General features: G+C 70.6%; 17 protein-coding genes and 1 pseudogene. 7 read left to right on the top strand and 11 right to left on the bottom strand.

What is annotated here, in order from left to right; genetic code table 11:
• Positions 1 to 10 precede the first annotated feature (10 nt).
• Positions 11 to 379, top strand: a complete 369-nt coding sequence (locus ABZ016_RS27980; protein ID WP_356919457.1) for a peptidase inhibitor family I36 protein — start codon at positions 11 to 13, stop codon at positions 377 to 379.
• Between the two features lie 124 nt (positions 380 to 503).
• Here ABZ016_RS27980 and ABZ016_RS27975 read toward each other — a convergent pair whose 3' ends face one another.
• A complete protein-coding gene (locus ABZ016_RS27975) occupies positions 504 to 5,720 on the bottom strand; it encodes a family 43 glycosylhydrolase (RefSeq protein WP_356919456.1) in 5,217 nt (1,738 codons plus the stop codon).
• 275 nt (positions 5,721 to 5,995) lie between these two features.
• On the opposite strand from ABZ016_RS27975, the gene lpdA reads away from it, so the two are divergent.
• Positions 5,996 to 7,408 carry a dihydrolipoyl dehydrogenase gene (lpdA, locus tag ABZ016_RS27970; protein ID WP_356919455.1) on the top strand — a complete coding sequence of 471 codons (1,413 nt, stop codon included), beginning with the start codon at positions 5,996 to 5,998 and terminating at the stop codon, positions 7,406 to 7,408.
• Between the two features lie 71 nt (positions 7,409 to 7,479).
• On the opposite strand, the pseudogene ABZ016_RS27965 reads toward lpdA, so the two are convergent.
• The 9 genes and pseudogenes from ABZ016_RS27965 to ABZ016_RS27925 form a co-directional block, all read right to left on the bottom strand.
• Positions 7,480 to 7,886 (bottom strand): annotated as a pseudogene (locus ABZ016_RS27965) (dihydrofolate reductase family protein); the annotation flags it as partial.
• Positions 7,887 to 8,068: 182 nt separating this feature from the next.
• Positions 8,069 to 8,806 carry a GAF and ANTAR domain-containing protein gene (locus ABZ016_RS27960; RefSeq protein WP_356919454.1) on the bottom strand — a complete coding sequence of 246 codons (738 nt, stop codon included), beginning with the start codon at positions 8,804 to 8,806 and terminating at the stop codon, positions 8,069 to 8,071.
• A gap of 39 nt (positions 8,807 to 8,845) precedes the next feature.
• On the bottom strand, positions 8,846 to 9,610 hold the full coding sequence (locus ABZ016_RS27955; protein ID WP_356919453.1) for a GAF and ANTAR domain-containing protein: 765 nt from the start codon (positions 9,608 to 9,610) through the stop codon (positions 8,846 to 8,848).
• A gap of 230 nt (positions 9,611 to 9,840) precedes the next feature.
• Positions 9,841 to 10,725: an SMP-30/gluconolactonase/LRE family protein gene (locus tag ABZ016_RS27950; protein ID WP_356919452.1), complete on the bottom strand. Its 885-nt coding sequence runs from the start codon at positions 10,723 to 10,725 to the stop codon at positions 9,841 to 9,843.
• A gap of 15 nt (positions 10,726 to 10,740) precedes the next feature.
• A complete protein-coding gene (locus ABZ016_RS27945) occupies positions 10,741 to 11,715 on the bottom strand; it encodes a sugar kinase (RefSeq protein ID WP_356919451.1) in 975 nt (324 codons plus the stop codon).
• On the bottom strand, positions 11,712 to 12,332 hold the full coding sequence (locus tag ABZ016_RS27940) for a bifunctional 4-hydroxy-2-oxoglutarate aldolase/2-dehydro-3-deoxy-phosphogluconate aldolase (RefSeq protein WP_356919450.1): 621 nt from the start codon (positions 12,330 to 12,332) through the stop codon (positions 11,712 to 11,714). Before ABZ016_RS27940 ends, ABZ016_RS27945 begins: the two co-directional genes overlap by 4 nt.
• A gap of 46 nt (positions 12,333 to 12,378) precedes the next feature.
• Positions 12,379 to 13,524, bottom strand: coding sequence for a galactonate dehydratase (gene dgoD, locus ABZ016_RS27935; RefSeq protein ID WP_356919449.1), 1,146 nt, complete (start codon positions 13,522 to 13,524; stop codon positions 12,379 to 12,381).
• Complete coding sequence (locus tag ABZ016_RS27930) at positions 13,521 to 14,267, bottom strand: FadR/GntR family transcriptional regulator (protein ID WP_356919448.1); 747 nt, start codon at positions 14,265 to 14,267, stop codon at positions 13,521 to 13,523. The genes dgoD and ABZ016_RS27930 overlap by 4 nt, the downstream gene beginning before the upstream one ends.
• Before the next feature lie 67 nt (positions 14,268 to 14,334).
• Entirely contained in the window at positions 14,335 to 15,096 is a 762-nt protein-coding gene (locus ABZ016_RS27925) for an SDR family oxidoreductase (protein WP_356919447.1), read from the bottom strand.
• A 164-nt stretch (positions 15,097 to 15,260) separates the two neighbouring features.
• On the opposite strand from ABZ016_RS27925, the gene ABZ016_RS27920 reads away from it, so the two are divergent.
• The 4 genes from ABZ016_RS27920 (at position 15,261) to ABZ016_RS27905 (ending at position 20,557) form a co-directional block, all read left to right on the top strand.
• Positions 15,261 to 17,300 carry a beta-galactosidase gene (locus ABZ016_RS27920; RefSeq protein ID WP_356919446.1) on the top strand — a complete coding sequence of 680 codons (2,040 nt, stop codon included), beginning with the start codon at positions 15,261 to 15,263 and terminating at the stop codon, positions 17,298 to 17,300.
• Positions 17,301 to 17,328: 28 nt separating this feature from the next.
• A complete protein-coding gene (locus tag ABZ016_RS27915; protein WP_356919445.1) occupies positions 17,329 to 18,681 on the top strand; it encodes an extracellular solute-binding protein in 1,353 nt (450 codons plus the stop codon).
• Positions 18,678 to 19,625, top strand: a complete 948-nt coding sequence (locus ABZ016_RS27910) for a sugar ABC transporter permease (protein ID WP_356919444.1) — start codon at positions 18,678 to 18,680, stop codon at positions 19,623 to 19,625. The genes ABZ016_RS27915 and ABZ016_RS27910 overlap by 4 nt, the downstream gene beginning before the upstream one ends.
• Before the next feature lie 113 nt (positions 19,626 to 19,738).
• Positions 19,739 to 20,557: a carbohydrate ABC transporter permease gene (locus tag ABZ016_RS27905; protein WP_356919491.1), complete on the top strand. Its 819-nt coding sequence runs from the start codon at positions 19,739 to 19,741 to the stop codon at positions 20,555 to 20,557.
• Between the two features lie 63 nt (positions 20,558 to 20,620).
• Here the strand turns inward: ABZ016_RS27905 and ABZ016_RS27900 are convergent, their stop codons facing one another.
• Positions 20,621 to 22,654, bottom strand: a complete 2,034-nt coding sequence (locus tag ABZ016_RS27900) for a glycoside hydrolase family 2 TIM barrel-domain containing protein (protein ID WP_356919443.1) — start codon at positions 22,652 to 22,654, stop codon at positions 20,621 to 20,623.
• A gap of 111 nt (positions 22,655 to 22,765) precedes the next feature.
• Here ABZ016_RS27900 and ABZ016_RS27895 point away from each other — a divergent pair, with 111 nt between their 5' ends.
• Positions 22,766 to 24,055 (top strand): cellulase-like family protein, encoded by a 1,290-nt coding sequence (locus ABZ016_RS27895; RefSeq protein WP_356919442.1) that lies wholly within the window; start codon positions 22,766 to 22,768, stop codon positions 24,053 to 24,055.
• Positions 24,056 to 24,090: the final 35 nt, after the last annotated feature.

Genomic DNA, 24,090 nt, shown 5'->3' with positions numbered 1-24,090 from the left:
CGGGTTGATCATGACCACGGCGACCTCCGCGAGCGCCACCACCCTTCTCGGCATCGGACAGGGGTCCGGAGCGTGCCCCGGCAATTACGTCTGCCTGTGGTCCGAGAACAGCTTCATCGGGGCTGCCGGCGGCTCCAAGTTCGGCGCCATCGCCTCGAACCAGAACGTCGACGACATGGGCAAGCTCCAGCGGGAGGGAGCCCTGTGGCAGGGCATGCAGGACACCGCGTCGTCCGTGGTCAACAACACGGGAAGCAGCATCTGCTTCTACGAGCACAACTCGTACGGCGGCCCGCAGTTCAAGATCGGCCCGAGGGAGAAGTGGCCCTCCGTCCCGTCGTGGATCAACGACAGGATCAGCTCCTTCACGTACTGCTGACCTGCCCGTAGAACCAGCCGTGTGCGTTTCCGGGACGCAGACTCCCGGCGCGTGACCAGTGATCCGTCATCCCGACCACGCTCGGGGTGACGGATCCGCCGTTTCGGCCGACGCCTGCCGGACCCTAGCGCCGGTGGTTTCCGATGGTGATGATGCCCTTTGTCCTGGCGCCGGTCCTGTTGTCGTAGAGGACATCGCCGGTGGACTTCTTCCAGATCCTGATGCGGAAGGTGTCCGGGCCGTCGGTGGCGGTGACTCTGAAGGCGTAGCCGCTCCTCCCGCCGACCGTGCCGGTGCCCTGGTAGACGGCCTGGGAGCCGTTCACCACGAGCCAGTCGGAGCCGGTCGAGCGGAAGGTGAGCCGGGCGGAGCCGAGGACGAACGTGGCCTTGCCGGTGGGGACGTCGGCGCCCTTTCGGTACTGGGCGCCCAGGGTGAACGCCGCCTTGCCGGTCAGCCCCGGCTCGGCCGGGTAAGCACCGGCCGGTGAGGTGATCGTGCCGGCGCCGGCAGCCGGTCCGGCGGCGCGGTCGTAGACGATCAGCTCTGCAAGGGTCGTGGTGTCCGTGCCCCCGTCGTCGTCGGTGACCGTGACGACCGGGCGGTGGATGCCCGCGTCGTCGTAGACGTGTGTGGCGCGGCAGCCGGAGTCGGTGACCGTGCCGGTCGTCGTCCGGCTGCCGTCCTTCCAGTCGACCGTGCAGCTGTGGCGGTCGGACGTGCCCGGGTCGTCGAAGGAGGCCGTGACGACGGTGGCCTTGCCCACCGGGACGGGCGAACCGGGGCCCTTGGCGGAGGTGATCGACGGGGCGGCGTTGGACACCTTGACGGTCGTGGTGTCGGTGCCGCGCCCGCCGGTGAGGGTGACCTGGAAGGTGCCGTCGTCGGTGCAGGTGAGGGTCGTCCGGGCCGCCGCCGGGTTCTGGACGGCGCACGGGGCGCCGTCCTCAACGGTCCACTTGGGGGTGGCGGCCCCGGAGACGGTGCCGGCGAGGGTGATCGCCTCGCCCTCGGCTCCGGTGGTGTCCGGGCCGGCGTGGACGACGGTGACCGGGTCGATGCCGCCGAGGGTGGGGACGACCTTCTTGATCAGGCCGTCGGAGTCGAACTCCAGCCTGTCGATGGTGGTTTCGCGGTGGGTGCCGTCACCGCCGGGAATGGCGAAGCGGTGGTAGGCGATGTACCAGTCGTCGGTGTTCGGGACGTGGACGACGGAGTGGTGGCCCGGGCCCTTGATGCCCAGGGAGAGGTCCTTCTCCAGGATCACGCCCCGCTTGGTCCACGGGCCGGTGGGCGAGGGACCGGTCGCGTAGGCGACGCGGTAGTTCTCGTCCCGGGTGTCGTTCTCCGACCACATGAAGTAGTAGGTGCCCTTGCGCTTGATGACGAAGGTGCCCTCGTTGTAGCCGCTCGGGGTGATGTCCTCGACCTTCGCGGTGTCGATGGAGGTCATGTCGTCGCCCAGCGGGACGACGTAGGCGCGGCCGTTGCCCCAGTACAGGTACCGCTTGCCGTCGTCGTCGGTGAAGACCGCCGGGTCGATCATCTGGCCGCGGAAGTCACCGGCCTTCAGCAGCGGCTTGCCCAGGGCGTCCTTGAACGGCCCGGTGGGCGAGTCGGACACCGCGACGCCGATGTTCGCGTCGGCGCAGAAGTAGAAGTAGTACTTCCCGTCCTTCTCCGTCATCGTCGGCGCCCAGGCCCGGCTGTCGGCCCAGCCGACGTCCGGCCCGAGGTCGAGGATGACGCCGTGGTCCTTCCAGTGGACCAGGTCCGTGGAGGAGTAGGCCTTGAACTGCGTGCCGCTCCAGCCCTCGAAGCCGTCGGTCGTCGGGTAGATGTAGAAGGTGTCGCCGAAGCGCACGATGTTCGGGTCGGCGTTCAGCCCCGGCAGGACCGGAGTCCTCATGATCAGTGCCGAGACCTTCCAGGTGCGCTTCTTGCCGTCCGACCCGGTGACCTCGTACGTCACCGGCCGGGTGAAGTCCCGCACGCTGCCGGAGGCGGGGCTGATCGTCGCGCCCTCGGCGAGGGTGAACTCCGGTGCCAGGGTGGTGAGATCGGTGCCTTCCCGCATCGGCAGGGTGATCGTGCCGCCCGCGTTGTCGAGGAGCGCGTCTACCTTGAGCGCGGGATGGGTCGCCTTGGCGATGCCCGTCGTGTTGCCGCTGAGTTCCATGACCTCGGCGCCCGTGAGCGCACGGTCGTAGATGCGGAAATCGTCTACCTCGCCGCCGAAGTACGGGTCCGCCGAGTACAGGGACCGGCCTATGTAGCCGCTGTAGTCCTTGGCCGCGCTGTACAGCTCGGACGGTTTGATGGTGGTCGTGGTGCGGGCCGCCTCGACGCCGTCGGCGTAGAGGACCATCGCGCCGGTGGCGCCGTCCAGCGTCACCGTGACGTGCCGCCACTGGCCGGGGGTGAGCTGCGAGCCGGCCGTCAGTTTCGACTCGGCCGACCAACTCGCCTTCGTGATGGCCGAGTAGAGGCTGGAGCCGCCGTTGGACGGAGTGGCGAACAGGTACTTGTCGCTGTCGGGTCCGAGCCCGAACAGCCATTGGAAGCTGCTGCCGCCCTTCCACTTGGCGTACGTCGACACCGTCACGCTGTCCGCGTTCTTCAGCACACCGTTCGGGATCTTCACGTACGGCGAGCCTGAGTCGCCGGACATCTTGAACGAGCCGCCCTCGACACCGGTGCCGAACTCGGGCGTGCGTACATAGGTGCCGTGGTAGCCGTGCCCGCTGGTGTCACGGGCGATGCTGCCGCCCGTCTCGTCGAAGTCGTAGCGCAGCAGCAGATCGGCCGGGGTGTCCGGCCCGTCGTCGGACACGGTGACCTCGGCCCGGACCGGGATCGCGGCGCCGTCCGGGAGACTACTGGTCAGGGTGAAGGTGCCGGCCTGGGCGTACTTGGATGCCGGTACGTCTTCCCAGGTGACCGCGACGGGGCGCTTGACGCCGTCGGCGTACTCGGCGATCACCGTGGCCGGCAGCACCGGCGCCTTGCCGATCCCGGTCTTCACGGAGACGTCCTCGACGCTCTTCACGACCTGGTCCGGCTGGTAGGCGCGCAGCAGCCGGTCGTACTCGGCCTGGGTGACCGGCAGCACGGTGCCGTGGCGGGGCTTGGCGGGCAGGTCGTAGCCGGTGGAAGGGGTCCAGGTGCCGGAGTCGAGGTCGGTCGTCTCGAACGGGATGTAGCCGCGGCCGCCGAACTCGTCGAGGAACGCGTACCACTTCTTCTCGGCGTTGGACTTGAACACCAGCGGTCCCTCGGCCGCGTTCATCGCGCCCTTGCCGATGCCCTCGGCGACCGGTGTCCAGGACGGGTTCAGGATCGAGTCGCTCTTCTCCTCGAAGATGAACTTGCTGTTGGGCGTGGAGGAGGTGTTGTTCCGCTCGTCCTTCGACAGGCGGTAGTACGTGCCGTCGTGGCGGATCATCGTGGAGTCGATGACCGAGTAGCCCCGGTCGATCCAGACCTTGGGCTCGCTGAAGGTGTAGAAGTCGCGGGTGGTGGCGTACATCATGCGGTTGTACGTGTCGCCGGAGTGGTCGGCGTTGTCGTACAGCTTCGACGCCCAGAAGACGACGTACTCGCCGCGCTCGGCGTCGTAGAACGCCTCCGGCGCCCAGGTGTTGCCCGCGCTGTCGGGTGAGACCTTGACCAGCCGCTGGTTCGTCCAGTGCACCAGGTCCGTGGACTCCCAGACCATGATGGACTTGCTGCCGGTGCGCTGGGAGGCGTCCCAGTCGCCGTTGCCGTAGATCCTGAGGTCGGTGGCGATCTGGTAGAACTTGTCGCCCTCCGGGGAGCGGATGATGAACGGGTCGCGCAGGCCCTTCTCGCCGAGCGTGGAGGTGAGGACCGGCTTGCCGTCGTTCAGTTCGCGCCAGTGCAGTGGGTCGTCGCCCTTGCTGAGGGCGGCGTAGAGCTGTTCGCCGTCCGAGGTGCCCTCGCCGGTGAAGTAGCTGAACATGTAGCCCTTGAGGGCCGCCGCTGCGGGCAGTTCGGGCACCTTGGCCGTCAGGACGCGGGTCGTCTTCGCCTCGCCCTTGGTGACGGTGGCGGTCAGCTCGACGGTGGTGGCGCCGTCGCCGTGGGCGGGGCGGTGGACCTCGCCGTCTGCGGAGACGAGGTCCGGCTTCGCGGAGGACCAGGTGACGGCCGTGCCGTACTTGCCGCTCTTGGGCAGGGTGAGGTTGCCGCGTACGTCGTCGAGGTTGTGGACCGTGAGCGCCTCGGCGGCCTCCCGGGTGGCGGCGGCGTCGTCGAGCGCGGGCCGGACCGTGACGTCGAAGGTCTTGGTGCCGGTCACGGTGCCCTTCTTCAGGGTCGCCGTGAGCGTGGCGCGGCCGTCCGGTGAGCCGGCCTCGGGACGGGTCACCTTGCCGGTGCCGGACACCACGGACGGGTTGTCGCTGGCCCAGCTGATGGCGGAGCCGCCCGCCGGGCCGGTCTTCGGCAAGTCCAGGTCGGCGGTGACGCCGCTGGTGTCACCGAGGCTGAGGGCGTCCTTGTCGTCGGCGACGCCCTGGGTGGCCACGGGAAAGGAGAGCTGCTCGACCTCCGAGCCGTTCAGCGCCCGGTCGTACACGCGGAAGTCGCGGATCCGGCCCTTGAAGAGTTTGTCGCCGTCGTAGACGGACTTGCCGATGTAGTTGGCCTTGGTGGTGCCGGAGCCGATGGCGCCGGGTGTGGTGGTGACCGAGGTGTTGCGGCCGACCTCCACACCGTCCTCGTAGAGCACGCCCGTGGAGCCCGTCTGGGCGTAGGTGATGTGCTTCCACACCCCGCGGGTCAGGTTGTGCGAGTCGGACGGCTTGGTGGTCTGCTCGGTCGACCAGTTGCCCGTGGCGACGGAGGTACGGAAGGAGTTGCCGGTGGTGAACAGGTAGCCGTTGCCGCTGCCCGCGCTGGTGTTGCCGAAGCCGTAGAGGAAGTAGGGCGTGCTCTGGGTGGAGTCGATCAGCACGTCCATGGAGACGGTGATCGAGTCCATGCCCTTCATGATGTCGTCCGGCACCTTGATGTAGGTGTCCGACCCGTTGAAGGCGAGCCCCTGACCGGAGGCCGACCAGTCGGCGGTGCCGCTGACCGTGCCGTTCCGGCCGTTGCCGGAGGCGTCGGTCACGGCTGCGCCGGAGCCGGAGTCGAGCCGGTACCACAGGGCCAGGCCGTCGGTGATGTCCGCGGCTTCGGCCGCCGGTGCGGCCTGGTCCGCCTGTGCGGAGGCGGTGGGTCCGGCGAGGGTGAGCAGCATCGAAGCGGCGGTCAGTCCGGCGAGAGGGCCCGCCAGGCGTCTCGCGCGGCTGCGAAGTCGTGCGACGTGCGTCATGTCGAGATTCCCTGCTGAGGCATGGCTGAGGACGGACAAGGCGGAACGGAGAACGAGGAGCCGACGAGGCGACGGCAAGTCCTTGCCGTGGGCCTGCCGTTACACGCAGGTGAAGTGTGTGGCGAGAGTCTCAGCCGATGCCCGGGGCAGCGTCAAGAGGTTCCGAACAATGTCCGACGGGTCGAACGGCCCAGCGGCAAGATCCCCTGCCGGGTCGGCGAGTAATGTCTGACTTGGCATGCCCGTTGCAGTTGAACCTAGGGAAGGAACGACCCGTGGTCGAGCAGGACGAGCGATTCGATGTTGTCGTACTCGGCTCTGGCCCCGGCGGCTATGTCGCCGCCGTCCGCGCCGCCCAGCTGGGCAAGCGCGTCGCGGTCGTCGAGGAGAAGTACTGGGGCGGAGTCTGTCTGAACGTGGGCTGCATCCCCACCAAGGCCCTCCTGCGCAACGCCGAACTCGCCCACATCTTCACCCGTGAGGCGAAGACCTTCGGTATCAAGGTCGACGGCCAGGTCTCCTTCGACTACGGCGAGGCGTTCCGCCGCAGCCGCAAGGTCGCGGACGGCCGCGTCAAGGGCGTCCACTACCTGATGAAGAAGAACAAGATCACCGAGTACGACGGCCGCGGCACCTTCCTCGACCCGCACACCCTCCAGGTGGCCGGCTACGACGGCGAGACCCGCACCATCGGCTTCGACCACTGCATCATCGCCACCGGGGCCACCCCGAAGCTGCTCCCCGGCACCAAGCGCACCTCGCGTGTGGTGACGTACGAGGAGCAGATCCTCGCCGAGGACCTCCCACAGTCGGTCGTCATCGCGGGCGCCGGCGCGATCGGTATCGAGTTCGCCTACGTCCTGCACAACTACGGCGTGAAGGTCACGATCGTCGAGTTCCTGGACCGCGTCGCCCCGCTGGAGGACGCCGAGGTCTCCGCCGAACTCGCCCGCCAGTACCGCAAGCTCGGCATCGACGTGCTCACCTCCACCCGTGTCGACGCCATCGACGAGTCCGGGCCCCAGGTCCGCGTCACCGTCACCGGCAAGGACGGCGCCCAGCAGATCCTGGAGACCGACAAGGTCCTCCAGGCGATCGGATTCGCCCCGAACGTCACCGGCTACGGCCTGGAGAACACGGGCGTGAAGGTCACCGAGCGCGGGGCGATCGACGTGGACGGCCGCTGCCGGACCTCCGTCCCGCACATCTACGCCATCGGCGACGTCACCGCCAAGCTGATGCTCGCGCACGCCGCGGAAGCCATGGGCGTGATCGCCGCCGAGACCCTCGCCGACGCGGAGACCATGGAGCTGGACTACGCGATGATCCCGCGCGCCACCTACTGCCAGCCGCAGATCGCCAGCTTCGGCTACACCGAGGCCCAGGCCCGCGACCTCGGCTACGACGTCAAGGTCGCCAAGTTCCCCTTCACCGCCAACGGCAAGTCCCACGGCCTCGGCGACACGACCGGCTTCGTGAAGCTGATCAGCGACAACACCCACGGCGAGCTGATCGGCGGTCATCTGATCGGGCCGGATGTGACCGAACTTCTGCCGGAACTGACCCTGGCCCAGCAGTGGGACCTCACCGTCCACGAGGTCGCCCGCAACGTCCACGCCCATCCCACCCTGGGCGAGGCCGTCAAGGAGGCCGTGCACGGACTGGCGGGGCACATGATCAACATGTGAGCCGAGGCGCCCGGTGTGACGGACTCCTGGGCCGTGCCGAGCACGGGACCGGCCGATGGATCGGAGTCGGCTCAGGAGAGCACGCGGTAGGTGAAACGCGTGACCCGGCTCGGCGGCCTGGATGTCACCTGGTCCGGCTTCAACGGTGGGACGCCGTCGAACAGCCGTGTCGCGGCGCCGAGTGTGGACGGCACGCTGTGCAGCCGCAGCTCGTCGATCGGGCCGGCGGTGAGGAACTGGTTGACGGTGGTCGCGCCGCCGAGGATCAGGACGTCGCCGTCGTCGGCCGCCGCACGCGCCTGGGTCAGAGCCGACGCGATTCCGTCGGTGACGCAGTGGTACGTGGTGCCCCCGTCCATCGGCTGCGGTGCGCGGGCGTGATGGGTGAGCACCAACACGTGTCGAACATCCAGGAGTGCGGCTCGCCGCCCGAGCCGTCGTCGCCGAAGGGGCGTTCCTCGGTCTGGCCGGGCCCGGCCCATCACCCCTTCGTCCGGTCATCCCGGTCGCCTCTCGGACGAGTCAAAACCGCGACCCGGCCACCCGCTTCGGTGGCGGGTAACGTGGAGCACACGCGGCGGTCAGTTCCCGGGAGCTTGCCCTCGCGAGGTTTCCTCGGTTCGACCCCGAGCCGAGGAAGCCGCTCACGGTGCCGAGCCTTCAGGGCTCGGTCGGCGCTCCCAGGACCACGGTCGGATCCAGGACGCGGCTGACCAGGGCGTGGGCGGTTTCGACGAGGCTGACCCGGTGGTGGCCTGCGTACCCGGTGAGCAGGCGCCCGGCGTCACTGATGGTGACGCCCGCGTACTCGGCGATCATGCCCTTGGCGATGTCCAGGGTGGCCTTGGAGGCGATGGCGCTCTGCACCCGGGTGGTGACGTCGTCGGTGCGGTCCGGTTCGGTCGACCAGTGCATCAGCGCCAGTGCGGAGGAGTCCGCCAGTGCCTGTGCGAGGTACACGTCGTCGTGGGGCATGCCGCCCATGTGTGCGTTCAGCAGGGTGAGGGCGCCGAGTGGGCGGTCGTGGAGCCGGACCGGAACGGTCTGCAGGGCCTGGTACCCGGCATGGGACATGGCGGACGCGAGTTTGGGCCAGCGCTCATGTTCGGCGGTGATGTCGGGGACGCTGGCCGCCTCGCCGGTGCGGAAGCAGTCCATGCAGGGGCCGCTCCCGGTCTGCATCTGCATCAGCTCCACGAAGGCGGCCTCCTCGTCGGTGGCGGCCATGGTCTTGAGACCGCCCCGGGCGTCGGCGACCATCACGGCCACGGCATCCACCTGCAACAAGCCCTTGCAGGCGTGGACCAAACGGTTGAACAGATGCAGCGGGTCGAATTCGGGCGCATACGTGTCCGACAGGTCGACGAACGCCTTCGCCAGCTGTCGCTCGCGGTTCATGCTCGCCTCCCCGGCGGTGCCGTCCTGTGTGCGGGTTGTTCAGTCATGGCGCATGTCCAAGCTGCGGTCGAGGATCCCTTGCGCGATCTCGGTCGTGGTCCGGCCGTCTGCGAAGGCACGGGCACGCAGCCGTAGCAGGGCGTCCTCGGCGCTCACTCCCAGTTGCACCATGATCATTCCGGTGGCCTGGTGGATCTCCTCCCGGTCGGATTCGGCCCCCTCCAGCCACGTTACGACTCCTTCCGACGTTGCAGAAGTGTGGTCCAGGGCGGTGACGGCCAGCGTGATCGCGTCGGCGACCAGCAGCGCGGTGCGTACCTGGTCGCCGCTCATCGGGCCGGCGGTGCTCCGGTACAGGTCGAGGGTGCCCAGTGCGCCCACGGCGCCCGCCAGCGGGAGGGAGAAGACGGCCTGCGCGCCCGTCTTGGCCGCCTGGTCCGAGAACAACGGCCAGCGGCGGGCGTCCGGGGCCCGGGTCAGATCGGCTGCGAACACGGGAGCCCGCAGCCGGACGGCCTCGGTGCACGGTCCTTCCCCGAGCGTGAACTGGATCTCCGCCAGCCGTACCGCCACATCATCACTGGCACAGAGCAGGACCGCCGCGCCCGAGCCGCTTCCCAGCACGGACATCGACAGTCCCGAGACGTCCGGCAGGAGGGCCGAGCAGGCACGGCACAGCGCCTCGGGCACGTCGGAAGGGGGGAGCCCGCGCACGCCGACGATGAGCTCGCGGGCGATCCGGGCCCGCCTGACCCGCGTCTCCTGCTCGGCGTCCCCGTCGCCGAGACCGTGATCACGAGCCACCGTCCTCACCTCCCCGGGCCCGTCCGCCATGGCCTGCATCCGATCTTGCCCGATCGGCGGGGCTTCGTCTTCATTTGCATCCGGTTCTCGGGTGTCCGGCGCGTCGGGTGCCCGTCGGTCGGCCCGGGAAACGCGGTGCGGCCCCGGCGGAACGTGATCTCCGAGACGGTTCCGGGACGGGTAGCGCCTCGCCCCACCGTGCGGCCTCGGCCGCGTTCAGCAGGGCCGGGTCACGCCGTGCCGTCCCGCCAGGAGCAGGCCGCCGTCGCCCGGGCCGGTACGGGGATGCCGAGCACCGCGCCGGAGGCACGGGTCGGGTTCCGCACCCCGTACCGGGCCGTGGTGACGAGGAGGCGGTTCTCGGTGGGGTGCAGGCACACCGAGGTGGGGTGCGGGGCGGGCACGGTGACGACCTGGAGCAGGCGGCCGTCGGGGTGGTAGCGGTGCACCGTGCCGGCGCCCCACATCGCGACCCACAGGCAGCCCTCCTCGTCGACAGTCATGCCGTCGGGGCCGCCCTCCCCCTCGCCCGGGCGGGCGAAGGTCTCGGGGCCGCCGGAGAGGTCGCCCGAGACGGGGTCGACCCGGCAGCGGAGGATCGTGCCCGCGGCCGTGTCGGCGAGGTACATGATCGTGCCGTCGGCGCTGAAGGCGGGACCGTTGACGATGGTCAGGCCGTCGAGGACACGTACCACGGTGCCGTCGGGATCCGTCCGGTAGAGCGAGCCGGCGCCGTGGGTGGCGTCGTAGGCCATGCTGCCGGCCCAGAAGCGGCCGGCGGGGTCCGCGACGCCGTCGTTCATCCTGCTGGGCAGCGGGGTGCGGTCCTCCGGGCGGTCCAGCCAGTCCAGTGTGCCGTCGGCCGAGAGCAGGGCGATCCCCGTGCCCGCAGCGGCGATCCACCTGCCCGGCCGGTTCTCCACCGGCGCGACGGCCCCCAAGGGCACGTCCAGGACGGCCAGTTGGGACGGCCCGGTGGCGTCGCGCAGTTCGAAGAGCCGGCCGCTGAGGATGTCGACGTACACGTACCGGCCGTCGGCCCAGCGGCCGCCCTCGGCGAGTTCGTAGCCGCCGTCCACGACGACCGTCGCCGCCGGTGCTGTCGTTGATGTCATGTCCGGTCTCCTGGCTCAGCGGATGGTCGTGCCGTCGGGCTGGTCGAACAGGCCGAGTTCGTCCCGCGTGGGAAGGCCCTCCCAGTCGCCCCGGGTGGCGACGGCGAAGGCCGCGGTGGTGACGGCACGGTGCAGACGGGCGGGGACGTCCGCGCCGTCGAGGAGCCCGGACAGGTACCCGGCCACGAAGGCGTCACCGGCGCCGACCAGATCCACCGCGTCGACCTGCCGGGCGGCCCGGTCGTTCACCCCGGCGGCGGTGTGGCTCGTCGCCCCGCGTGCGCCGCGTTTGACGACGACCTCGCCGACGCCCGCGGCCAGGAGGCCGGCCACCGCCTCCGGCTCGTCCGCGCCGGGCCTCTCCTGCACCAGCGGCAGTTCGTCCTCGGACGCGATGAGCAGGTCGACATGGGCCAGCAGCGGGATCAGGACCGTGCGGGCCCGGTCGGCGGACCACAGCCGGGAGCGGTGGTTGACGTCGAGGCAGACCGTGAGGCCGGCCTCGCGGGCGGCGGTGGCGGCGGCCAGGACCGCCTCGGCCGCCGACGGGCCGAGGGCCGGGGTGATGCCGGTGAGATGCAGGACGCGGGTTCCGGCGGCCAGGGCGGGCAGCACGTCGGCGGGTGAGACGGCGGATCCCGCCGAACCGGCACGGTAGTAGCTGACGCGCGTCAGCGTGCCCAGACGCGGTTCGGTGAGGAGCAGGCCCGTGGGCCGGCCGGAGTCGTCGGTGACCGCGTGGCCGGTGTCGACGCCCTCGGCGCGGAGCGTGCGCAGGACGAGCGCCCCGAGTTCGTCCGCGCCGACCCGGCCCGCCCAGCGCACCCGGTGCCCGAGGCGGGCGAGGCCGATGGCGACGTTGGACTCGGCCCCCGCCACGGACAGGCCGAGGCTGCCGCCCAGCCGCAGCGCGCCCTGCGCCCGGAACGCCGCCATGGTCTCGCCGAAGGTCACCACGTCGGGCGCGGCCCGGCCGTCCGCTGCCGTCACGGCGCCTCCCCCGCCGCCACCTCGCGGAACTCGGCCGCGCGGGCACGGAGCCGGTCCAGGTCGCCGCCGTCGGCCGCGTCCCCGACGAGGGGCGAGCCGACGCCGACGGCGATGGCGCCCCGGTCGAGGTAGTCACGGGCGGCCTGCGCGTCCACTCCGCCGACGGGCACGAAGGGCACCTCGGGGAACGGGTCGCGCAGGGCCTTCAGATAGCCGGGGCCGCCGAGGGAGCCGGGGAAGAGTTTGATCGCGTCGGCGCCGCGCGCGAGGGCGAGTTCGATCTCGCTCGGTGTCAGGGCGCCCATCAGCACGGGTACGCCGCAGTGCTCCAGCCCGTCGACGAGTGCGGGGGTGACGAGGTAGGAGGCACCGGCGTCCACGGCGCGGGCGGCGTCAGCGGCCGAGCGCACGGTGCCGGCGCCGAGGAGCGCGTCGGGGCCGAGTTCCTCGCGCGCCCGCGTGATCACGGTCAGGGCGTCGGCGGTGGTCAGCGAGACCTCGACGGCCGCGATGCCCTCCTCGGCGAGGGTGCGTACGGTGCGCAGGGCGGCGGCGGGGTCCTTGCCGCGCACGATCGCCAGCAGGCGGTGGGCTCGGAGCGATTCCACCAGGTTCATGGGTGCGGGCTCTCCTTGGGCGTGGGGTGCGGGGGCCGGTGGGTGGTCACCATTCGGTGAACGCCCCGTCGGCGCCTCGCCACACGGGGTTGCGCCAGCGGTGGCCGGTCTCGGCGGCGCGGCGCACGGCCTTCTCGTCGATGTCGACGCCGAGGCCCGGGCGCGAACCACGGGCGGCGTAGCCGCCGTCGAAGCGGAACGGCTCCGGGTCCATGACGTACTCCAGCAGGTCGCACTGCTGGTTGTAGTGGATGCCCATGCTCTGTTCCTGGATGAGGAAGTTCGGCACGGCGAAGGCGATCTGGAGGCTGGCGGCCAGGGCGATCGGGCCGAGCGGGCAGTGCGGGGCCATGGTGACGTCGTACGTCTCGGCCATGGCCGCGATGCGGCGGACCTCGGAGATGCCCCCGGCGTGCGACAGGTCGGGCTGGGCCACGGCGATGCCGCCGGCCAGGACGTCCCGGAAGTCCCAGCGGGAGTAGAGGCGTTCGCCGGTGGCGAGCGGAACGCTCGTGGACTCCACCAGGCTGCGCAGGTTGTTCGAGTGTTCCGGCGCGACGGGTTCCTCGACGAACAGCGGATGCAGGGGTTCCAGCAGGGGCAGCAGACGGCGGGACATCGCCGTGGAGGCCCGGCCGTGGAAGTCGACGGCGATGTCCCGTTCGTCGCCGAGCACTTCGCGGACGGCCGCGACGCGGTCGACGACCTCGGCGGTGCGGGCCGGGGTGTCGATCGGGGCGAGTTCGGCGGAGGCGTTCATCTTCACGGCGGTGAAGCCCGCCTTCATCTGTTCCTCGGCGAGCTCCGCCACGTCGCTCGGCCGGTCGCCGCCGATCCAGGCGTACATGCGGACGCGGTCGCGGACCGGGCCGCCGAGGAGGCGGTGCACCGGGACTCCGTAGGTCTTGCCGGCGATGTCCCACAGGGCCTGGTCGATGCCGGCGACCGCGCTGGAGAGGACGGGGCCGCCGCGGTAGAAGCCGCCCTTGGTGAGCACCTGCCAGTGGTCCTCGATGCGCAGCGGGTCCCGGCCGACGAGGTAGTCGGCCAGTTCGTGGACCGCGGCGCGCACGGTCTCGGCGCGGCCCTCGATCACGGGCTCGCCCCAGCCGGTGATGCCCTCGTCGGTGGCGATGCGCAGGAACAGCCACCGCGGAGCCACCAGGAATGTCTCAAGTCCGGTTATCTTCAAGGGGCTTCCTCCGGAAGCGTGTCGTTCGCGGCGGGGTCGGGGTCTTCCCGGGCGCGCACGGCCGCGAGGTCGTCGGAGGCCTGCGCCAGCAGTGACTCGACGGCCGCGGCGGCGGCGTCGGGATCACCCGCTTCGACCGCTCGCAGCAGTTCCTGGTGCACGGGGATGGAGTCGGAGTGGTGCCGGGCGCCGTGCACGATGCGGTCGCGCACGCGCAGACCGGCCTCGATGACGACCTCCATACGGCTGAGCAGTTCGTTGTGGGCGGCGTCCAGCAGGGCACGGTGGAAGGCCAGGTCCGCCTCGACCATCGCGTCCGCGTCGGTGCCCGCCGCCGCCATCGCGTCGAGCGCCTGCCGCATGGCGTCCAGGTCGGACGGGGTGCGGCGGGTCGCGGCGAACCGTGCCCCGGCGGGCTCGACTATCGCGCGGACCTCGGACAGGTCCTCGAGGAAGGCGTCGGTCGGCGCGCTGCTGCCCTGCCAGCGCAGCAGGTCGCTGTCGAGGAGGTTCCAGTCGGCGCGGGGCCGGATGGTCGTACCGCGCTTCTGTTTCGACTCGAGCAGGCCCTTGGACGCCAGCACCCGCATGGCCTCGCGGACCACTGTCTTGCTGACTCCGAGCTCCGTCTCGAACTTGACCGGGTCCACCACGGAGCCCGGGGGGTAGTCGCCGCGGATGATGCGCCGGCCCAGCTCCTCCACGGCCTGGCCGTGCAGCCCCTTACCGGGATGGGTCACCACGTTCTCCGTTTCCGCTCCGGTCCTCTTCGACGGTGCCGCGCACGGCCCCTGGCACAGTACGCGCCGCTCACGAGGACTCCTTCATGACGCTCCATCCTCCATCGACCACGAGACTGGCACCGGTCACGTAGGAGGCGTCCTTTGATGCCAGGAAGGCGACGGCGGCGGCCACCTCCTGCGGCTGTCCGAACCTCCTGGCCGCCGTGGCCGCCACGCTGCGCGCCCGGTCGGGCTCCGGGATCCCGTCCCAGGCGGCGGTGAGGATGGGTCCGGGCAGCACCGTGTTGACGCGGATGTCGGGCCCGTACTCGACGGCCAGTTGGCGGCCCAGCGAGCACAGAGCGCCCTTCGCGGCGGCGTAGGCGGCGTGGCCGGGCAGGCCGATGACCGCGTGCACCGAGGAGGTCAGGACAACGGCCCCTCCGGCCTCGCGCAGCATGGCCGCGAAGGTCTTCATGGCCCGCCAGGCCGGCTTGAGCAGCACGGCCATCTGGCCGTCCCACTCCGTCTCGCTCAGTTCGTGAGCGGGCTTGTTGAGCTGGGCGAAGGCGTTGCTGTGCAGTACGTCGAGCCGCCCGTGCCGCTCCTCGACATGGCGGGCCAGGTTCTCCCAGTCGGCGGCCGAGGTCACGTCGCAGCGCACGTACTCCGCGCGTCCCCCGCCGGCCTCGATGTCCGCCGCGAGCGTTTTGCCGGTCGCGTCGTCCACGTCCGTGACCACGACCGTCGCGCCCTCGGCCGCGAGCCTGCGGGCCGTGGCCGCGCCGATTCCGTGCGCGGCGCCGGTGATCACCGCCACCCGCCCCGCCATCCTGCGGCATTCCGTCATCGCGCGCCTCTCCCCTTCACTGCCTGCACCCGTCGGCTCTGCACCCGTCTGCTCTGTACCTGTCCGGTCTGCTTCTGTCCGGGTGCCCGGAGCCAGCATAGCTGTTTCAATTAATAATGGATATATCTTGACGGGACGGCGGCGGCGCTCCAAGACTGACCGCCATGCGACAGGCAGACTCAGTAGCGATCGACTCCCGGCGGCGCCTGCGCCCGGCCGGTATCGCCTTCGGCGGCGACTACAACCCCGAGCAGTGGCCCGAGGAGGTGTGGGCCGAGGACGTCACGCTGATGAAGGAGGCGGGCGTCTCCTTGGTGACGGCCGGGATCTTCTCCTGGGCCAAGGTGGAGCCCAGGCCCGGCGAGTACGACTTCGCCTGGTTCGACCGGGTGATGGACAACCTGGCCGGGGCGGGTGTGGCCGTGTGCCTGGCCACGATGACGGCGTCTCCGCCGCCGTGGCTGTCCCGGCTGCACCCCGAGATCCTCCCCGAGACCGCAGACGGCCGACGGCTGTGGCCCGGCGGACGCCAGCACTACTGCCCCTCCAGCCCCGTCTACCGCGAGCACGCCGTGCGCCTTGTCGAGCGACTGGCCGCCCGTTACGCAGACCACCCCGCGCTGGAGATGTGGCACATCGGCAACGAGTACGGCTGCCACACCCCGATGTGCTGGTGCGACGAGTCGGCGGCCGACTTCCGGCGCTGGCTGGCCGAGCGGTACGGCGACGTCGACGCCCTCAACGACGCCTGGTCGACGGCCTTCTGGGCCCAGCGCTACGACAGCTTCGACGAGGTGCTGCCGCCCCGGCTCGCGCCGACCTTCCCCAACCCCGCCCAGCAGCTGGACTTCGCCCGGTTCTCCGACGACGCGCTGCTGCGGTGCTACCTGGCGGAGAAGGAGGTCCTGCGGCGGGTCACTCCGGACGTGCCCGTCACGACGAACTTCATCGGCGTGCACAAGCCGGTCGACGCCTTCCGCTGGGCCGCCGAGGAGGACGTCGTCTCGGTCGACGTCTACCAGGACCCGCACGACGAGAACACGCACGTCTCGGCGGGCTTCATCTTCGACGTCACCCGCTCCGCCCGGGACGGTCAGCCGTGGCTGCTGTTGGAGCAGGCACCCGGCGCGGTGAACTGGCGCGACCGCAACGGGCCCAAGCCTCCCGGGCGGATGCGGCTGTGGAGCTGGCAGGCGGTCGCCCAGGGCGCCGACGCGGTGCTGTACTTCCAGTGGCGCCAGTCCCGGGGCGGCGCTGAGAAGTACCACTCGGCGATGGTCCCGCACGGCGGCACGGACACCCGCACCTTCCGTGAAGTGAGCGAGCTGGGCCGTGAGCTGGCTTCCGTGCCGCAGATCGCCGGCACCCGGTCCACCGCCGACGTCGCGGTGGTGCTGGACTGGAACAGCTGGTGGGCGCTGGAGCTGGACTCGCACCCGTCCACGGCGCTGAACCAGATGGACATCGCGCTCGCCCACTACCGGCCGCTGTTCGAAGCCGGCATCCCGTGCGACGTCGTACCCCCCGACCGCGACCTGTCCGGCTACCGCCTCGTCGTGGCGCCCAACCTGTACCTGCTGAAGGAGCCGGACGCCGAACGCCTCACCGAGTTCGTGCGCGGCGGCGGCCATCTGCTGGTGTCGTTCTTCTCCGGCATCGTCGACGACTGCGACCGGGTGCACCTGGGCGGCTACCCCGCGCCGCTGCGCGAGGTGCTGGGCCTGCGCGTCGAGGAGTTCTGGCCGCTGGCCGACAAGGAGACGGTGGACGTCCGGCACCCGGACGGCAGGGTGGGCCGCGCCGACCTGTGGTCGGAGGCCGTGGTGCCCGAAGGGGCGCGGCCGGTGGCCCACTTCCGTTCCGGGCCGCTGGCGGGCCGGCCTGCCGTCACCCGCCACTCCTTCGGTGCGGGAGAAGCATGGTACGTCGCGACGCGTCTCGCACCGGAGGCCATGCGCGCCCTGACGGAGGACGTGTGCCGCACCGCGTCCGTCACCCCCGTGCTCCCCGGACTTCCCGAGCACGTCCAGGCGACCGTGCGCGAGGGCGCCGGCGGACGGTTCGTCTTCCTGCTCAACCACGGCCGGGAAGAGGCCGACATCAGGCTGCCCGAACCGATGACGGACGCCCTGGCCCGTGCGGCCGTCCCCACCGACCGCCTCACGCTGCCGGCGGCCGGAGTGGCCGTGCTGGTCGAGCCGTAGACAACCGAACACCGGACAAGGGACGCACATGAACAGCTCACCGCCCTCGCGCAGATCCGTGCTGCGATGGGGTGCCGGGGCGGCCGGGGCACTCGCCTCGGTCCCGGCCCTCACCGCCTGCGGCCAGACCGTCGGAGCCGCCCGCGCCACCCGGCAGGCACCCACGCGCCGCGGCCAGAAGGTCAGGCTGGTCTTCTGGACGTGGGTGCCGATGCAGAAGACCGTCGACCTGTGGAACCGGACCCACCCCGACATCCAGGTCGAGATGCAGACCATCCCCCAGAACGTGACGGGCGGCTACCAGAAGATGCACGCCTCGCTGACGGCCGGGAACCCCCCGGACCTGGCGCAGGTCGAGTACCACGAGCTTCCCGGGTTCATGCTGGTCAACGGCCTGACGAACCTGAGCGAGTACGGCGCCGACGCACTGCGCGACAGCTATGTGCCATGGCAGTGGAAGCAGGGCGTCTTCGACGGCAAGGTGTACACCATCCCTCAGGCGTCCGGCCCGATGGGACTCTTCTACCGCCGCGACCTGTTCGCGAAGTGGGGCATCGAAACGCCCGCGACCTGGGCCGGGTTCGAACAGGCCGCCCGCGTCGTCAAGGCCCGCGGCAACGGGGCCAGGCTGTGCGCGTTCGCGCCCAACCAGCCCAGCTGGTTCGCCGCGATGTGCTGGCAACGCGGCGCACGGTGGGTGCGTACCGAAGGCGACACCTGGGCCGTCGACATGGACGACGATCTCTCCCGCGAGGTGGCGGAGTACTGGGAGAGGATGGTCCGCGACGACCTCGTCTTCGTCGAACCCGACATGTCCAACGCCTGGTACAAGCACATCCAGACCGGACAGATCTCCGCCTGGGTGGGTCCGCAGTGGGGCGACGCCCTGCTGCGCGGCAACGCGCCGGGCACCGCGGGAAAGTGGCGGGTGGCCCTGCTGCCCCAGTGGCAGGCAGGACAGAAGGCCTCCGCCAACTGGGGCGGATCGTCCACCGCGATTCTCCAAGGCACCCGGCATCCGCGCGAGGCGCTGCAGTTCGCGCACTGGGTCAACACCGACCGCAGGGCCGTCGACCTGAACGTCTCCGTGGGCTACGGCTGGCCCGCGGCAGCCGGCGTCTTCCGCGGATCGGCGCTCGACAAGCCCGACCCGTTCTTCGGGGGGCAGCGCTACAACGACGTGTTCACGGTGTCCGACCGGGCGATCGACACCTCCTGGAAGTGGTCCCCCACCACGGACGCCGACTTCGCCCAGCTCCAGGACGCCTTCGGTGCCGCCATCGACGGAGAAGGCAGCCTCGCCGGTGCGCTGGCCGACGCCCAGAAGAGCACGGTGGACAACCTGCGGGCGAAGGGCCTGAAGGCAAGGAGCGCGCGATGAGCACCACGATCAGCCCGACGAGGAAGTCCGCACCGGGCAGCCCCCGGCGCTCCGCTCGCCCCGACCGGGCGGCATGGGGGTTCCTGTTCCCCTTCGTCGCCCTCTTCCTGTTCACCTTCGTCCTCCCCCTCGGCTACGCGGTCTACCAGAGCCTGCTCACACCGGTCCGCTCCGGTCCGCTGGGCCTGGGCCGGGCCACGATCGGCTTCGCCGGTCTCGACAACTACAGCCTCGCCCTCCAGCAGTCGGCCTTCCTGGAGAGCTTCGCGCGGGTGCTGCTCTTCGGCGTGGTGCAGATCCCCGTGATGCTGCTGCTGTCCACCGCGCTGGCACTGGCGCTCGACACGCTCTCCCACCGCTGGGCAGGCATCCTGCGTGCCGCCTACTTCCTGCCGTACGGCGTCCCCGGCGTCATCGCCTCGATCCTGTGGGGCTTCCTGTACGTGCCCGGAGTGAGCCCGATCACCGACCTGCTCGGCAAGGCCGGGCTCGCGCCCGACTTCCTCGGCTACGACACCGCGCTGTGGTCCATCGCCAACATCGTGATCTGGGAGTTCGCCGGCTACAACATGCTGGTGATCGTCGCCCAGCTCAAGTCGATCCCCCAGGAGCTCTACGAGGCCGCCCGCATCGACGGGGCCGGTGCGTGGCAGACGGCGATGCGGATCAAGCTGCCGCTCGCCCGGCCGGCTCTGGTGCTCACCGGCGTGTTCTCCATCATCGGAACGCTGCAACTGTTCGCCGAACCGTTGGTCATCAAACCGCTGACCCCGGCGGTCACCAACTCGTACACACCCAACCTGAGCGCGTACAACGAGGCGTTCGCCAACAACAACATCTACCTCGCCGCGGCCGAGTCGGTGATCCTCGCCCTGGTGGCGAGCGTGCTGTCCTTCGGCTTCCTGAGCCTGGTGAACCGCAAGGAAAGAAGGGATGCACGGTGAGCGTGTCCACTCCCCCCGCCAAGAAGCCGGTGGCCGACTCGGCTCAAGCCCCGTGGGCGGCCGGGGCGCGACGTACCGGAAGCCCGCGACAGCGGGGGCCGAAGCCCTCCCGGATCCTGCTGGTCGCCCTGCTGACCGTCGCCGCGCTCTACTTCCTGCTGCCCGTCTACTGGCTGGTGGTGGCCTCCACCAAGAGCAGCGCCGATCTCTTCGGCACCTTCGGACTGTGGTTCTCCGACCCGCGGTGGCTGGACAACCTGTCGAAGGTCTTCTCCTACGCCGACGGCGTCTTCTGGAGCTGGACCTTCAACAGCATCCTGTACGCAGGGGTGGGCGGTCTGCTGGCCACCCTGCTCGCGGGCGCCGCCGGCTACGCCCTCGCCGTGTACCGGTTCCGCGGTCGGGAGGCGGTCTTCAAGGTCGTACTCGCCGGTGTGCTGCTGCCCAGTACCGCCCTCGCGCTGCCGCTGTACCTGCTGTTCAGCAAGGTGGGGCTGGCCAACACCTACTGGGCGGTGCTGATTCCCAGCGTCGTCAGCCCGTTCGGGGTGTATCTGTGCCGGATCTACGCGGAGGCCGCGGTACCGGCCGAGATGCTGGAGGCGGCCCGCGTCGACGGTGCCGGAGAGTGGCGGATCTTCGGCACCCTCGTGCTGCGCACCATGACACCCGCGCTCGTGACCGTCTTCCTCTTCCAGTTCGTCGGCATCTGGAACAACTACTTCCTGCCGCTGGTCATGCTCTCGGACGACCGCAAATACCCGATCACCCTGGGCCTGACGACCTGGCAGGCGGCGGCCAACCGCATTCCCGAGCTCAACCAGCTCACGGTGGGCGGAGCGTTCCTCTCGGTCCTTCCGCTGGCCGCGGCGATGCTCGTCCTGCAGCGTTACTGGCGGTCGGGCCTGACACAGGGCAGCGTCAAGGGCTGACACACACGGTGGCCCGTGGCCGGCGCTGCACGCCGGCCACGGGCCGCCGTGTGTGTCAGGCGCCTACGGCCTGGGGTTGGCCGCCTTCCGGAACGCCTCGTGGACGAGCTTGGGCCGCTCCTCGGCGAAGGTGAGCAGGCCCATGACGGAGATGCCGTTGTGGTCCTGGTTGTACCCGGCCCGCTGCTTGTAGTCCTTCAGGACCCAGTACGTGAACCCGGCGACGAACGCGCTGCGCTCGGCCACCTGGTTCCAGTGGGCGGTGAAGCTCGCCGCCTGCCATTCCTCAGTGCCCTGTGTGGTGTCCGGTCCGTGGGTGCCGGCCTCCGACCACGTGCCGTTCTCCGTGATCAGGACCGGCTTGCCGGGATACTTGGCGTGCACCGCGTCCAGCGTCGGGCCGAGGTCGGCGTCCTTGCCGTAGAAGTAGCCGAAGTACTCGTTGAACCCGATCACGTCGGCGAGGTCGAAGGCGGGGTCGTTGCTCGTGTTGGAGGCCCAGGTCACGGGCCGGGCCGTGAGGTCGACCGCCTTCACCGCCGCCTTCATGTCGGCGAGCCAGGCGCGGTAGACCGGCGCGCCCTCGGGGTCGATCTCCGACTCGTTCTGCAGGCCCCACAGGATCACCGACGGGTGGTTGTGCTGGTTCCAGGCCATGGTCAGGGCCAGGGCACGGGCGAGGCCGTAGCGCTCCGTCTGGAGCTTCTCCTGGGCGGTGTTGAGCCACATGGTGTCGATGTCGTCCATCACCAGCACACCGTGCTCGTCCGCCCAGTCGTAGACGTACGGGTGGCGGTTGTAGACGCAGTTGCGGATGAAGTTGGCGCCCACCGCCGTGATGTGGCCCAGTTCCCTGTCGTACTCCGCCGGTGTCATCGCCCTGCCGTGGGCGCCGGTCTCCTCGTGCCAGTTGAGGCCCTTGAGGAACAGGGCCTCGCCGTTCAGCCGCAGCTGGGCACCGGCCACGGACAGGTCACGCACGCCGTAGCGCGTGGACAGGGTGTCCACCCGCGGGCCACCGGGCTTCGTGGCGGTCAGCGTGGCGCGGGCGGTGAGTGTGCGCGGCGCGGCCGGGCTCCACCGTGGCGCACGGGGCACGGGGACCGAGACGCGTACGACGCCGGCCGACCGGGCCGTGATCCGGGCCTCGACCACCGTGGGCCGCGCGCCGCTCCCCGGGCCGGGGTCCAGCGTGAGGAAGCCCTCGAAGTCCGAGGAGTCGTGGTTCTCGACCACGGCCCGTGCCTCGAGTCTCCCGTTCGCGCCGGACACGAGCAGCTTGGCGATGGTGACCGGCGGAACCGCCTCGATCCAGACGGACCTGGTCAGACCCGCGTAGGGCCAGTAGTCGACCGGCTTGTACGGGATCTCATGGCCGTCGGTCACCGGCTGCGGGGACGACGCCGTGTAGTCGGTGAAGGACGCCCTGCGGAACACCCGCACCGCGATCGTCTGGCGTGCACCGGGCCTGAGCGCCTTCGCCGCCGGAAGCGCGAAGGGGGAGTTGGCGCCCTCGTGCTTGCCGAGGTACGTGCCGTCGAGCCAGACCTCGGCGCTGTAGCCGGCTGCCAGGAAGGCGATGCGCACATGGCGGGCCCGCCAGGAGCCGGGGACGTCGACGGTGGTGCGGTACCAGGCGTAACCGTCGGCGAACGCGGTGCCCTTGCCGAAGGGGCCGGTCTCCGAGGCGAACCCCGGCGTGTCCAGCAGGTCCCAGGCCGACGGGACACCGATGCGGCCCCAGGCCCTGTCGTCGAAGCGCGGGGACTGCCAGCCCTCGCCGAGCCCCTTGTTGCCGGGGTCGAAACGGAAGCGCCACCGCTTGTCCAGGGACAGGTACTCGCGGGTGGGCTCATGGGTGCGCCAGCCGTCGAAGGCGGGGAGTACCGCGCCGTACTGGAAGACGACGTCGGTGCCACCGACGTCTCGTACATGGGTTCCGGAGGGCTCGGTGGCCGGGTGGGGGTCGAGCACAGGGCTGTCCGCGGCGTTGTCCGCGGCGTGCGCCGTGTTCGGCCAGGCCGGCAGGGCGACGGCGCCCGCCACGGCGAGTGCCGCGACGACGGTACGCCGGGTCGGGTGGACAGGTGGGTTCATGGCGGCTCCTCAAAGGCGCGCAGACATTCGTTCGACCCCAGAGCCTGGACAGCCGCATCACCGCTGTCAAGGATTATTCATAATTAATGGAAATTGAGCTAGCGTGGCCGCATGACCTCACACCGACAGGCCCCCACGAGCCGACTCGCCATCACCCTCTGGGACTTCAGCTGGTACACCCAGGCAGGCCCCGGCGAGCCCTTCGCCGACCTCGATCACGCCTTCGCCGAGGCCGTGGAGCGGGGCTTCAACACCGTGCGGGTGTGCGCCATGCCCTTCCTGCTGTTCTCCGGCCGGGTCCCCGCCCCGGAGTCGGTGCGGGTCCGCGGTCTGGGCGAGGAGTTCGGGCAGCGCACCCGCTGGTACAACGTGCGCGGCGGCTACGCCCTGGACGGCCGCCGACGGCTCGTCGAGCTGTTCGAGGCGGCCGCCCGGCACGACTGCCGGGTGATCGTCTCCTCCTGGGAGTACCAGCAGTCCCCGAGCTTCGCCGACACCGACGCCTGGCACCGCGCCCTGGCCGCCGTTCCCGGCCCGGACCGTGCCGAGGTGGTGGCCGACGCGCTCGCCGGGCTGCTGGACTTCCTCACCGAACGCGGACTGGCCGACCGTGTCGCCTACGTCGAGGTGCACAACGAGGTCGACAACTGCTCCCTCGTACCGGATGACGGCGCCACCCACTACGCCCGGCTGCGCGACCCCCTGGACCGTGCCGTGAGGCTGCTGCGGGCACGCCACCCCGGCATCCCCGTCACCTACTCGCTCGGCGAGCCCTGGCCGCACGAGCTCGACGAACTGCCGGAGCAGGCACAGATCGCGCACTTCCACTTCTACGTCTACGGCGTGCTCGGCGCCCTGTACGAGGCGGTGGGGCTGGGACACGGCACGGAGCCGGCGCCCCGGACTGCCGCCTGGCCCACCCCCGAACTGGCCGGCATGCTGCGCCCCGACGCCCCCGCCTTCGCCGACTACCAGCCCGACGAACCCTGGCGCCTGGCGGCCACCGGGATCCCGCGCGAACTGTTCTACGCGCACGACTGGGTGGACCCCGAGCGCTGGGACCTGTGGCTCTACGAGAACTACGCGGCCCACCGGCAGTCCATGCGCGCGACGCTGGCCGAGTGGGTCGACGCCGTGGCCGCGTTCGCCCGTGACCGCGGCATTCCCGCCGTGCTCGGCGAAGGCGTGGTGGGCTACACGCCTCTCCTCACGCGCTTCGAGGAGGACCCCGTCGGCAAGGACATCGCCGAGTTCGTCGTCGACCGCTGCCTGGCCGCCGGTTTCCACGGCGTCGTCCTGACGTCCAACGCGGCCCCCCACCATCCCATGTGGCACACCGACCGGGACTGGATGCGGCGGGTCAACGCCCGTGTCACCGTGGGCTCGTACGCGTCGGACTGAGAAGCCTGACCGCCGAGCTCCCCGGGGCGGACCCG

The sequence above is a fragment of the Streptomyces sp. NPDC006372 genome (assembly GCF_040612515.1).
Classification (GTDB): Bacteria; Actinomycetota; Actinomycetes; order Streptomycetales; family Streptomycetaceae; genus Streptomyces.
Note: the sequence above shows the minus strand (reverse complement) of the source record. Positions and strands in the feature narration are given on the sequence as shown.